Origin of the sequence: Halarcobacter mediterraneus, assembly GCF_004116625.1 — a bacterium.
GTDB classification, from domain to species: Bacteria; Campylobacterota; Campylobacteria; order Campylobacterales; family Arcobacteraceae; genus Halarcobacter; species Halarcobacter mediterraneus.
Genome location: NZ_NXIE01000007.1, coordinates 26,697 through 39,495, shown reverse-complemented (window position 1 = coordinate 39,495; position 12,799 = coordinate 26,697). Strand labels below are relative to the sequence as shown.

15 protein-coding genes are annotated in these 12,799 nt (G+C 27.7%); 5 read left to right on the top strand and 10 right to left on the bottom strand.

The window, feature by feature from the left end:
- Positions 1–2: 2 nt before the first annotated feature.
- The 9 genes from nuoD to CP965_RS13430 all read right to left on the bottom strand — a co-directional run bounded on the left by nuoD (position 3) and on the right by CP965_RS13430 (position 7,020).
- Positions 3–1,232: an NADH dehydrogenase (quinone) subunit D gene (gene nuoD, locus CP965_RS13470; RefSeq protein WP_129062637.1), complete on the bottom strand. Its 1,230-nt coding sequence runs from the start codon at positions 1,230–1,232 to the stop codon at positions 3–5.
- Positions 1,233–1,243: 11 nt separating this feature from the next.
- Complete coding sequence (locus CP965_RS13465; RefSeq protein WP_164971037.1) at positions 1,244–2,053, bottom strand: NADH-quinone oxidoreductase subunit C; 810 nt, start codon at positions 2,051–2,053, stop codon at positions 1,244–1,246.
- Entirely contained in the window at positions 2,053–2,562 is a 510-nt protein-coding gene (locus tag CP965_RS13460) for a NuoB/complex I 20 kDa subunit family protein (protein ID WP_129062635.1), read from the bottom strand. Before CP965_RS13460 ends, CP965_RS13465 begins: the two co-directional genes overlap by 1 nt.
- Positions 2,544–2,933: an NAD(P)H-quinone oxidoreductase subunit 3 gene (locus tag CP965_RS13455; RefSeq protein WP_129062634.1), complete on the bottom strand. Its 390-nt coding sequence runs from the start codon at positions 2,931–2,933 to the stop codon at positions 2,544–2,546. Before CP965_RS13455 ends, CP965_RS13460 begins: the two co-directional genes overlap by 19 nt.
- Positions 2,934–3,024: 91 nt before the next feature.
- Complete coding sequence (locus CP965_RS13450) at positions 3,025–4,758, bottom strand: ATP-binding protein (protein ID WP_129062633.1); 1,734 nt, start codon at positions 4,756–4,758, stop codon at positions 3,025–3,027.
- Positions 4,759–5,109 carry a hypothetical protein gene (locus CP965_RS13445; RefSeq protein WP_129062632.1) on the bottom strand — a complete coding sequence of 117 codons (351 nt, stop codon included), beginning with the start codon at positions 5,107–5,109 and terminating at the stop codon, positions 4,759–4,761.
- Positions 5,110–5,151: 42 nt separating this feature from the next.
- Positions 5,152–6,072, bottom strand: a complete 921-nt coding sequence (locus CP965_RS13440) for an AEC family transporter (protein ID WP_129062631.1) — start codon at positions 6,070–6,072, stop codon at positions 5,152–5,154.
- Between the two features lie 48 nt (positions 6,073–6,120).
- Entirely contained in the window at positions 6,121–6,630 is a 510-nt protein-coding gene (locus tag CP965_RS13435; RefSeq protein WP_129062630.1) for an NADPH-dependent FMN reductase, read from the bottom strand.
- Between the two features lie 144 nt (positions 6,631–6,774).
- Positions 6,775–7,020 (bottom strand): helix-turn-helix domain-containing protein, encoded by a 246-nt coding sequence (locus tag CP965_RS13430; protein ID WP_129062629.1) that lies wholly within the window; start codon positions 7,018–7,020, stop codon positions 6,775–6,777.
- Between the two features lie 129 nt (positions 7,021–7,149).
- Between CP965_RS13430 and CP965_RS13425 the strand changes: the two genes are divergently transcribed.
- On the top strand, positions 7,150–7,392 hold the full coding sequence (locus CP965_RS13425) for a hypothetical protein (protein WP_129062628.1): 243 nt from the start codon (positions 7,150–7,152) through the stop codon (positions 7,390–7,392).
- 11 nt (positions 7,393–7,403) lie between these two features.
- On the opposite strand, the gene nfo is transcribed toward CP965_RS13425, so the two are convergent.
- Positions 7,404–8,249: a deoxyribonuclease IV gene (gene nfo, locus CP965_RS13420; protein WP_129062627.1), complete on the bottom strand. Its 846-nt coding sequence runs from the start codon at positions 8,247–8,249 to the stop codon at positions 7,404–7,406.
- Between the two features lie 267 nt (positions 8,250–8,516).
- On the opposite strand from nfo, the gene CP965_RS13415 reads away from it, so the two are divergent.
- The 4 genes from CP965_RS13415 (at position 8,517) to fabZ (ending at position 12,798) form a co-directional block, all read left to right on the top strand.
- A complete protein-coding gene (locus CP965_RS13415; RefSeq protein WP_129062626.1) occupies positions 8,517–9,716 on the top strand; it encodes an NAD(P)/FAD-dependent oxidoreductase in 1,200 nt (399 codons plus the stop codon).
- 467 nt (positions 9,717–10,183) lie between these two features.
- Entirely contained in the window at positions 10,184–11,257 is a 1,074-nt protein-coding gene (locus tag CP965_RS13405) for an epoxyqueuosine reductase QueH (RefSeq protein WP_129062625.1), read from the top strand.
- Positions 11,254–12,297, top strand: a complete 1,044-nt coding sequence (gene lpxB / locus CP965_RS13400; RefSeq protein ID WP_129062624.1) for a lipid-A-disaccharide synthase — start codon at positions 11,254–11,256, stop codon at positions 12,295–12,297. Before CP965_RS13405 ends, lpxB begins: the two co-directional genes overlap by 4 nt.
- A 57-nt stretch (positions 12,298–12,354) precedes the next feature.
- Positions 12,355–12,798 carry a 3-hydroxyacyl-ACP dehydratase FabZ gene (gene fabZ / locus CP965_RS13395; protein ID WP_129062623.1) on the top strand — a complete coding sequence of 148 codons (444 nt, stop codon included), beginning with the start codon at positions 12,355–12,357 and terminating at the stop codon, positions 12,796–12,798.
- The last annotated feature ends 1 nt before the right edge of the window (position 12,799 follow it).

The window sequence follows — 12,799 nt, the reverse complement described above, 5'->3', positions numbered from 1 at the left end:
CTCTATCGGTCGATTTCACCAAATATAATATTTAAATTTCCAATAATGGTTACAACATCTGCTAACTGGTGACCAGGTAACATATCCTCTAAAACGCCGGTATGCCAAAAAGATGGTGCTCTTAATTTAAGTTTATAGGCATATGGAGTTCCATCACTTACTATCATATATCCAAGTTCACCCTTTGGAGATTCAGTTGCCACATAAATTTCACCTTTTGGTGGTCTCATACCTTGAGTTACTAAAACAAAATGTTGCATTAAAGAGTAATTTTGAGTCATAATATCTTCTTTAGATGCAGAGATATATTCAGGTGCATGTGCCATAAGAGCTGATTCACTGCTTTTATACATAGGAATAAGTTGTCTTAATATTTTTACTGATTCTCTCATTTCTTGAATATAACATTTATATCTTCCATAAGCATCCCCTGTACTTGCAATAGGAACATTAAAATCAAGTTCAGGATATAAACCATATGGCATCTCTTTTCTTAAATCCCATTTAACACCAGCTGCTCGTAAAATAACTCCTGTACAACCCCATGATTTAGCAAGTTCTTCATCTATCACACCTACTTTTTCTAATCTCATTCTCCAGATTCTATTTTCTGTAAGTAAGCCTTCATATCTACTAATTTCTTTTTCTAATTTTTCTAGATAATTTGCTAAATCTTCACACCAATTATCAGGTAAGTCTAAAGGAACTCCACCTATTCTAACTGCACTATGAGTAAGTCTTGCACCACAATAATCTTCTATTAAATCAAGGGCATATTCTCTTTCTCTAAATGTATATAAAAATACAGACATTGCTCCTACATCAAGGGCATGAGTTGCTAACCAAAAAAGATGGGACATAAGTCTATTTAGTTCTAATAGCATAGTACGGATTACTTCTGCTCGTCTTGGAACTTCAATTCCAAGTAGTTTTTCAACAGCAAGTGCAAAACCATAATTATCTGAAGTTGATGCAATATAATCCATACGGTCAGTTGTTGGCAAAAATTCATTATAAATCATATTTTCACCCATTTTCTCCATACCCCTATGAAGATAACCTATTCCAGGTCTTGCTTTTACTACTTCTTCCCCTTTTAACTCTAGCATTAATCTCATTTGTCCATGGGCAGAAGGGTGCTGTGGACCGAAATTTATCATCATAGTATTATCTTCATGCTCAAAGTTTATATTTTCAAAAAAGGGTTTTAATCTATTAGCTGTTTGTCGCATTTTATTTTCTCTTACTTTCTTTTATCAAGTGTAACACTTTTGTTTTCATCAAACTTTTTAATTATAGGTACTCCACCTTCTTCTTGATAAGCTAAAGGAGTTTGTTCTGGTTCTTTCCCATCACTAATATCAACACCAGAAGGAACTTCATGCCCTAACCTTGAAAACCTTTGGGTATCATATCTATCAATAAAAGCAGGATCTCTTATTTCAGGTCCAATTTCCTCTCTTGCTTCTTTTCCAAAAATTTTATCAATTTCATACCAAGAAGCAACCTCATCTCCATGAAGAGGATAAGTTTTTCTTAAAGGATGATCATACCAATCATCTGGCATTAAAATTCTTTTTAAATTTGGATGATTAATAACTCTTACTCCGTACATATCATACATTTCTCGCTCAGACCAATTAGCCATTTTAAAGACTTCATATACTGAGTTTAATTCTTGTTTTTCCTCTATAAAAGTTTTGATTCTTACTCTTTTTCTTTTCTTTAAAGATAACATTTCATAAAAAATCTCAAAACCATTTCTTTTTGCAAGATAATCAATTGCAGAAAGTTCTACTAACATCTCATAAGCTAAAACTTCTTTAAAAAACTTTATAACTTTTACATTATCTTCAGGTCTTATAAAAAGCACTAATTCATCTATTTCAATATATGAATTTAAGACTTCAAAATTATTTGAAAGTTCTTCAATATCTTTTGCATAAACTTCATCACTAGCAAGTTCTTTCTTTACTGTTTCAGGAGTAATATAAAATCTATCACTAGAGTATGATTTTTTTTGTACATCATCCTTAGGTGTATATTTTCTCATTATACAAGCCTTTTTTTCTTAATACTTCTAAAAATAGATTCTCTTCTAATCTTTTTTTGCAACATCATAAGTGCGTATTGTAAAGTTTCAGGTCTTGGTGCACAGCCAGGTAAATAAATGTCTACAGGAATTATTCTATCTGCTCCTTGAACTGTGGCATAAGTATTAAACATTCCCCCAGTATTTGCACATGAACCCATTGAAATAACCCATTTAGGGTCAGGCATTTGGTCATACAATCTTCTCATAAACTCTGCATGTTTTTTTGTAAGAGTCCCTGCTATAATTAGTACATCAGCTTGTCTTGGACTTGCTCTAAAAATTGTTCCAAACCTATCAAAGTCATACCTTGAAGCACCTGTTGCCATCATTTCAATAGCACAACATGCCAAACCATAAGTTAAAGGCCATAAAGAGTTTGACCTTCCCCAATTAACAACTTTATCTATTGTTGTTAATGCAATTGGTGCTCCACCATCTTTTAAATAATTTACTTTATGTTGTGCCATTCTAAGGCTCCTTTTTTCCAAGCATAAATAAATCCAATAGTTAGTAATAATATAAATAAAATCATTTCAATAAATCCAAACCAACCTAAAATTTGGAAATTAATTGCCCATGGAAACATAAAAATAATTTCAATATCAAATAAAATAAAAAGTAAAGCCATCAAATAAAACTGTATAGAAATACTACTTGGCTGTTTTGTAACTTCTGGCCCACATTCATAAAGGGTTGTTTTTAATTTTTCTGTATTTAGTCTTGCAATTTTTCTACCTAAAAATCTAGCTATAAAAACTAAACTAAGAAAAATACCAAAACTTAAAATAAACATTACAAAAACACCAAAATATGGATGTGAAAATTCCATATGTGTCATCTTTTATCCTTAAAATTATTTGTTTATATAATATCTTTTCTGAAGTAAAGCCCCCTCTTATAAGGAAAGCTAATACTTTATTGGTTCTTTTTTAAAAGAACCCTACTTTATTTTCCGAGTCAAAATTACCTTTTAATTCTTTTGAAATTTGTTCCTCAAAAGACTTATTTGTAAATAAAGGTTCATCTTCTACAGCTATTTTAAAAGCTGTATTTTTTATTACCATTTCTATTTGTCCACCTGTTAGATCATATTTTGCAAGCTTTTCTAATTCAAAATCTTCACTTAAAGGAAGGTTTATAGGAAGTAATTTTTCCCATAACTGAATCCTTTGTTCTAAGTTAGGTTTTTTAAACTCTATCTTATAATTAAATCTTCGAGAAAAAGCTTTATCAAGTGACTCTAAAAGATTTGTTGTAGCAATTAAAATTCCATCAAATCTTTCAATTTGTTCTAAAAAAATATTTTGCATTTGATTATGCATTTTTTCACTTCCACTTGCTCCACTTGGAGTTCTTGCACTTAAAAATTGATCTGCTTCATTTAATAATAAAATAGGCTCAGATTTACTTTTATCTCTCAACTCATAATATTTATCAAAAATTGCCCTAACATTTTTTTCACTTTCACCTACATACATAGAAAGAATTTTTGAACAGTCAAAACTAAGAACCTGTCTTTTTAAAGTTTTTGCAAAAGCTAAAGCTGTAAGGGTTTTTCCTGTTCCTGCAAAACCATAAAAAATAATTTTAGCTTCTATATTTCTTTTTTTATCTTTTATTCCCCATTCTTTAAGTCTATTAAAAACTTTTTTATCCATTTGCTTTAAAAGAGAATTTAAAACTTCTCTTGTTTTGTCATTTAAAACAACATCATCTAAAGTTTTACTTGTAAAAATCAACTCAAAAGTTTCTTGCTCTTTTATCAAAGTATCAAGCTTCATTTTAGTAGCTCTTTCTTTTTTATTAGTAGGATGAGAAATTTTATATAAAATTTCATCTGGAATAAAAAAGTTTCTATTTATTCCACCAAAAGGAGTTAAAACCTCATCATAATCAATAAGTCCACTTGAAACAAGCTTTGAACTTTCTTCAAGCAGTGATCTATATTTTATTTTTTCATAATCATCACTAGAAATAAGAGCAATCAAAGAGTTCATATCTCTAATTGTTCCATCTCCTCCTGAATACTCTTCTTTTAATAAAGCTAAAAATACCATTTGCTCTTGTTCATTTAAAGAGTGTTGTTTAAAAAACTCTTCTAGCATAATTGTTTCTGTTGTCTCTTTTACTCTTTCTTTTATTCTATTTTCTAAAAGAGTAAGCTTTGATCTAAGCCTATTTATACTAGGTGAATTTTCATCAAAATTATTTTTTACTAAATTTAACTGTTGGGCTAAATCTATTCTAAAAAACTGGTCTTGTAAATACTCAAGATGATCTTCATACTTTTTCACTTCTGGTAAAACAAATTCTAAAGAACCTTTTTCTAAAAGTTTTAAAAATGCAGGAGACAAAGTAACTGCAGAGTTTAATAACTCCAATTGAGACATATCATTTAATTTTAGTTGATCAAATCCACTTTGAACTAACCATCCAAGCTCAAGTAGAGATTTAATAAGTTGAATTTTACTTAAGTGCTCAAAATTTTTTATATCATAAAACTCATTTAAAATATCAATAACAATTAACGTATCTCTACCTGAGATATATTGCTTAGTAAGATATTGAAGAATTTTTGCTTCTTCCTTAGAACATTTTAAATGGGTAAAAAAGTTTGATGCTTCTACTTTTTCTGACTTTATAAAATCTACAATTTCTTTCATTTAATTTATTTTTTCCTCTATACTTTCATAAAACTTATTTAAATTCTCCTTTTTTGCAAAGGGTATTTTATAATCTTTATTTATAATTATCATTAAATTTTCTTTTTTTACTTCATTTATTTCACTAATTTTTAAAATTTGTCTATCATTTAGTAAATCTGGACTAAAACTATTAGGTATTTTTACTATTAAATCCTGACAAATTCCCTTGTATATACCCTTTGAATAGGTTACATTTAAACATTTTTTCTTTAAATAGTAATTTTCAATTTTTTGTAAATTAAAATTATCATATATATTTAAGGCAATAACAATAATAACTATCACTGCAAATAATACTAAAAAAATCATTTACACTCCATAATTTCTTTTTATTATATCAAAAGAAGGTTATTAAACAGTAATTATAGATAAAATAACAGCTATTGAAATAATTGATAATAATATTTCTAAAGTAATTATTGCAGACATTAATTTCAAATCACCACCTAGTTGTCTTGCTAAAATATATGAAGATGGAGCTGTTGGCATAGAACCAAATACAACTAAAACAGCTAAAGCTAAACCTTGAACTCCTAAATAAACGCCTATTAAGTAAATAATAAAAGGATAAATGATAAGTTTTATTAATAAGGCTAAAATCAACTCTAATTTAGCTTCTTTTATTTGAGAAAGATGAAGACCTACTCCAACAGATAAAAGACCCAAAGGAAGTGCTGCAGAACTTAAAATACCTAAAGTCTTTTCCAAGGGAGTAAATAAAGATATTCCAAAAAAGTTTAAAAATCCACCTACTAAACATCCCATGATTAAGGGATTTTTCACAATAGACAAAGTAAAAGATTTAATATCAATTTTGCTGTTTGTTGCATAAACTGAAAAGATTGAAATACAAAAAATATTAATAAGAGGAATCATAAAAGTCATTAATAAAGCTGCTAAAACTAAACCTTTATCTCCAAATATTGCATCAACCAAAGCTAAAAAAACATAGGTATTAAAACGTATTGAGCCTTGATAAATAGAAGTAAAAGAGTCTCCTTTAAATTTCTTTATAAACTTATTGAAAAGCATTAAAGCAATTGTTAAAATAACCATTGTCAAAAAAGCTGATAAAATAAAGTTAAAACCATTTATACCATCTAAAGAAGCTGTTGAAAGTTTATAAATTAATAAAGAAGGAAATAAAATATAATAAGTGAATTTATCAGAACTTACCCAAAATTCTTCATTTGGGAATTTAATTCTTTTAAAAAAATAACCTAGTAAAATAAGAAAAAATACTGGTAATAAAGCTTCAATAATATTTTGCATAAAAAATTATACTATTGTTTTGCTTTTATGCAAAACAACAAGGGAAGTTTATACCCTTGAAAGTTTATCTAATTGAAGTATCATATTTTTAGCAGTTTCTTCATTTAAAGCTTTATCATAACTTGTTAAAATCTCTCTTGCTAAAATATTTGCACCTAGATGTTGAAATTGTATTCTCATAGCTTGAAGACCTTTTTGTCCCCCACCACCAGAGTGTGTAGCTAAACCTACTACCTTTTCATTGAAAGCATCTCTCCAATCTTCTGTAGACCTTGAAGTCCATGCCATTGCGTTATTTAAAACAGGAGGCATTACACCATTGTATTCAGGGGCAACAACAATAAAAGCTTTTAAACCTAAAATTTTAATTGCTAAATCTTTTGCTATTTCTGGAAGTCCATTTTTTTCTTCTTCAACTGTACTATAAAGAGGTAAATTTAAATCTACTAAATTAATAAGTTCTGTTTCAACACCTAAATCTTTTGCAATTTCTGCTAACTTTTGCCCTAATTTTAAGTTGTTATTAGCACTTGCTACTAAAATTCCTATTTTTGACATAGTCATCCTTCATATATAAATATTATCTAGCATAATTGTATAACTTTTTTATAAGTTTATCTTTAAGGATTTTTAATAAATTTAAAAGATAAACTTCTCTATCACCTTAAATCTTTTATTTTTGATGAACTCATTAACTTTTTTTTAAAAAAAATCTTTTATATCAACATCTAATACTTTTGATATTTTATACAATTGCTCTATATTATAATGTTTATTTTCCAAACCTGCCTCAATTTTACTTACCATACTAACTGATTTATGTCCAATACTTAAAGCCAAATCAGTTTGGGATATTTTTTTCTTTTTTCTAATTTCTTTTACATTTTGAGCAATAATCTTATGAAAGTATTCTATCTCTTGATCGTCTATATCTAAATGCAATAACATATATTCCCTATAGTGAAGTTTTTTATAAGTTTATAAGAGATAGAATTATTATTATACTCCCTATAGGGAATAATATAGTTTTAATCTAGATAATTCAAAAAATTTTTAATATAAAAAGGTCTTATTATTATGAAAAAATTAATCAAAATATTAGAGAATAGAAAAATAAAAATATCTAATATGTGCTATAAAAACTATGAAATAAAAAACAATACACTTATTGTTAAAAAAGCTCATGGAATGGTTCCATCAACAATTGAAACTAGAGAGATGATAGATATTTATCAGATGTTTGAAAATGAAAAGAATATTGATTTTAAAGTTTTAGATAATGGTGATATTTCAATTGAAAGAGTAGGAATTAATAATTAGTAAAGAAGTTTTTACTTCTTCACTAAATCATATAAAGCTTGAATTTCTTCAGGCCAAATTGTTTCATCAATTGTTTCTAAAACCATTGGAATATCATCCATTCTCTCATCATTCATAATAAATTCAAAAGCATCCCAACCAATTTGTCCCATTCCAAGACTATGATGTCTATCCACTCTACTTCCTAGTTCAGGTTTAGAGTCATTTAAGTGCATACCCATTAAGTATTCTCGTCCAACAAGCTCATCAAACTCTTTCCAAGTTTTATCGTATGCTTCTTTAGTTCTGATGTCATATCCAGCTGTGAACATATGACAGGTATCTATACAAACACCTACTCTACTTTTATCTTCAACTTTATCAATTAAATATGCTAAATGCTCAAACTTATATCCTAAATTACTTCCTTGTCCTGCTGTGTTCTCTATTACTAGTTTTACATCATTTGTTGCATCAATTGCTTGATTCATAGATAATGCAATTCTATCTAAACACTCCTCTTCACTTATTTTTCTTAAGTGACTACCTGGGTGGAAGTTTAATCTATCAAGTTTTAGTATCTCACATCTTTGTATTTCATGCAAAAAACCATCTAGAGATTTTTGTCTTTTTTCTTCTTCAGGATGACCTAAATTGATTAAATAAGAATCATGAGGTAAAATATGTTTTGCTTCAATTCCTGTTTTTTCCATTTCCTCAAACCACTTATCCAAAGTTTTTGTATCAAAATCTTTTGCTTTCCATTGTCTTTGATTTTTTACAAAAAGAGCAAAAGCTTTACAACCTATTTCTCTTGCATTAATTGGTGCATTAAAAACTCCACCACTTGCACTTACATGTGCTCCAACATATTTCATTTTTCTTCCTATATTTTTCTTAGTATAAGTATTCATCTTACAAAAATACATCTTTAAACCCAATATATATTAAAAGTATTACTTTTATTCCTACTTTAAAAATTTAGCTAAATATTAAGCTATTCATAAAGAAACTTTTTAGTTGAAAATGTTTTAATTCTATTTATTTTTAAAAGATACAATAAAAAACTATTAACTAAATAATTTTGTATCTAAAGAAAGAACAAAATTTTAACCACAAGATTACAAGAAAGAAGGAAATTTTTTATGGAGAAAGTTGTAATTATAGGAGGTGGTTATGCTGGTATTTATGCACTAAGAGAGTTGGTAAAAAACAAAAATATAAAAATTACACTTATTGATAAACATACCTTTCATAACCTTCAACCAGAAGTTTACGATTTAATTGCAAACAAATCAAATATTGCAGATGTAACAATTGATTTAACCACTTTATGTATAGGACTAAATCATCCCTACTTAGAATACAAAAACTTAAAAGTTAGAAAAATTGATCAAAAAGATAAAAAAATCTTTACTGAAGAAAAAGAAATAGTAGAATATGACTATTTAATTATGGCAGCAGGAACAAGAACTTTTTTCCCTCCAAGTGTACCTGGACTTAATAATGCCCATGATATTAAAAAATTACATTGGGCAATGTTTTTTAAACAAAGTTTTGAAAATCAACTTTTTAATAAAATTCAAGATGAAGCAAAAAAATGTGATGACACAAATATTGTAGTTGTAGGGGCTGGACTTTCAGGGGTTGAGATTGCTGCAGAGATGGCATACAACTCAAAAAAATTCTTTAAAAGAGGGAATTTTTCATGTGATAATTTAAAAATCTCTTTAATTAGTAGTTCAGATTCCATTTTACCGGGACTAACAAAGGAATTAATTAGCATTTCTCACAAAAGATTAAAAGAGTTAGGTATTAATGTTATTACAAATACAAAACTTCAAAAATGTGAAGATAGCTTTGCTTACCTTTCAAATGGAACAAAAATTGATTACTCTTTCTTAATTTTTACAGGAGGGGTTGAAGCAAACCAGATTACAGAAGAATTAGATGTAAAAAGGAACAATAAGGGTCAAATTATTGTAGATGAATTTATGCAAAGTGATAAAGACAAAAGTATTTTTGCCATTGGAGATGCAGCTGAGATTAGAAATAAAGCAGGTGAAATAATGCCTCCAAATGTAACTATTGCGAGAATTAGTGGAATAAATGCAGGTAAAAATATTTTAAGACAAATTAAAAATAAAAAATTAATTCCTTGTGAACCAAAACTTGATGGGATTTTAATTGCCCTTGGAGGGAAGTATGCAGCTGGAAATATTTTTGACCTTTTCCATGTAAAGGGAAGAATCGCTTATGAAATAAAACATTATGTATTTACATCCTATAGAGCACCACTTCTAAAACTTATTAAAGCTGGTTATGCTAAGTTAAAAAAGAAATAATCTTTTTTAACTTAGTCTTTTAAAATTTTTATTAAAATATTGTTTTTTTTATCCCTATGAACTATAGTTTTCTCCTCTTTTTCAAACAACTCTTTTAAAAAATTTTCTTTATAAGATTTATGTAAATATTCTCTATTAAAACTTTTGGCATTTTGGCATTTAAAACTATCTTTACAAATTTGATTTTCATAAATATCTAAATTTAAAACAGTTGTCCCTGCAGAAAAAACCTCAACTCTAGTAAAATTTCCAAATTTAGATATAAAACCTTTATCGTAAAACTTTAATTTTGGTGTTTTTATAAGAATTGTTGCACTTGAAACAACTTTAGGTTGAGTGAAAGAACATGCAGTAAAAATAAATATACTAAAAAATATGAAAGCTAAATTTTTGATATCTAATCCTTTATTATAAAACTTTCTACTATAATACAGAAAAATTTATAATTATATAATCAAAGGTTATCCTTGTTAGTACATATATGTTGCGCAGTAGATTCACACTATTTCTTAGAAAGGCTGCAGGAAGATTTTCCAGAAGAAAAACTTGTAGGTTTTTTCTACGATCCTAATATTCACCCTTATAATGAATATAGACTTAGATATCTTGACGTTGAATACTCTTGTAAAAAGCTTGGTATTGAACTTCTCGAAGGTCCATACAATCTAGAAGAATGGCTTAAGAAGGTAAAAGGTTTAGAAAATGAACCTGAAAAAGGAGATAGATGTACTGTTTGCTATGATGATAGACTTGAAGTTAGTGCAAAAAAAGCTGTAGAATTAGGACATGATAAATTTACAACATCTTTACTAATTTCTCCTAAAAAATCCCAAGATAAATTAGAAAAAATAGGAGCTAAACTAACAGAAGAACTTAATTGTGAATTTATTTTCAAAGATTACAGAAGTGGAAATGGAACACAAATACAAGGTGAAGTTGTAAAAGAAAATTCTCTTTATAGACAAAACTATTGTGGCTGTTTATTTGGATTAACTGCCCAAAGAGAACAACAAAAAAAAGTTATGGATGAAATGTTTTCTCCCCTTTCTAATCAAGTTTTACCAGAATCAATAGAAAGTAGGCTTGAGCTATATAAAAAAAGAGATGAACTAGAAGAACAAGATATTCCATATCAAATAATAAAACAAAGATTTTTAAATTATAGATTACTAAGTGGAAGAGTTAAAATTGATAAAAAAGTAGTTCCTTCATATTTCCTTTGTTATTCAACTCTAAATAGAAAAAAAATGAATGGAAGAATCGAGTATGAAAAAGATGAAGTAGCATATTTAAATAGAGATGAAGTAAAAGTTCTTAGTATAGATATGTTTAACTCTATAGGAAACAGTACATATAGAAATGTAAAAAAATTAATGTTTAACCCACCAACATTTGAATCAGAATTAAATATTAGAAATGTAGTTACTAAGAATCCTTATGGACTATCTACTATTGTAGTTGTAGATGAAGTTATAGATGGTAAATATGAAATAGAACTTGATGCAGTAATATATGAAGATGTAAAAGAAGTGATTATATGAAACTTCTAGTTTGCGCAATGGAAGCTTCATCAAATATTCACTTAAAAGAGTTAAAAAAACACCTTAACCAGGATATAGAGCTAAAAGGAGTTTTTGATGACTCTTTAGGAAATCCTTTATATGACTTAACATCACTTGCTATTATGGGTTTTACAGATGCTATAAAAAAACTTAGATTCTTTTTTAAACTCCGAGATGAGCTTGTAGACTTAGCAGACGAATGTGATAAAGTTTTACTTATGGATAGTTCTGGATTTAATCTCCCCCTAGCAAAAAAATTAAAAGAAAGATACCCAAATAAAGAAATCATTTATTATATACTACCTCAAGCTTGGGCATGGAAGAAAAAAAGAGTTTTCAAACTACAAAAATTTTGTACTAAACTTTGTTCTATCATACCTTTTGAAAGTGAAATTTATACAGATAAAAAAAAGATTACTTATGTTGGTCACCCTTTATTAGATGAAATAAAAGAGTTCAAAGAAAAATTAACAAATTCAAATAAAATAGTATTTATGCCAGGAAGTAGAAAAACTGAAATCATAAATCATATGAATGTATATAGAGAACTGGCATCTAAAATAAAAGATAAAGAACACATTTTAATTATTCCAAAAAAATTTGATAAAGAATTTATAAAAAAGTATTATGGAGATATTTCATTATTTAAAATTTCAAATGATTCCCACGAAGAGTTAAAACAAGCAGAATTTGCATTTATTTGTAGTGGAACAGCTACTCTTGAAGCAGCACTAATAGGAACACCATTTGTTATGAGTTATGTAGCAAAAAAAGTAGATTATTTTTTAGGTAGACTATTTGTAAAACTTCCATATATTGGTTTAGCAAATATCTTTTTATACAAAGCAGGTAAGCCCCCCATTCACAAAGAATTTTTTCAAGAGAATGTAAGCTTTAATAACCTTTATAAAGAGTATGAAAATATAAATAAAAATGACTTTTTAGAAACTTCTAAAGAACTTAGAAAATATTTAAAACATGGAAGTTCTAAAAATGTTGCAAACATAATTCAAAGCTAATATTTTTTTAGCTAAAATAAATAATTTTCAAAAAACTTTAACTTAGGAACAAGAATAATGTTAGATATAAATGAGATTCAAGAAATATTACCACATAGATACCCTTTTTTACTTGTAGATAGAATTACTCAAATGGAAAAAGGCGTAAATATCTCAGGATATAAAAATATTTCTATTAGTGAACCTGCTTTTATGGGACACTTTCCTGGACATCCAATTTATCCAGGAGTACTAATTTTAGAAGGAATGGCTCAAGCAGGTGGAGTACTTGCATTAAAAAGTAATGACCTTTCAACTGAAGAATTAAAAAACAAAGTTATTTACTTTATGAGTATTGATAAAGCTAAATTTAGAAGTCCTGTAAAACCGGGAGACCAACTTGTTTATAAAATTGAAATATTAAAATTAAAAGGTAATTTAATCGTATTAGATGGGAAAGCTTATGTTGATGATAAGCTAGTTGCACAAGCAGAACTAAAAGCAATGGTAGTTGATAAATAAA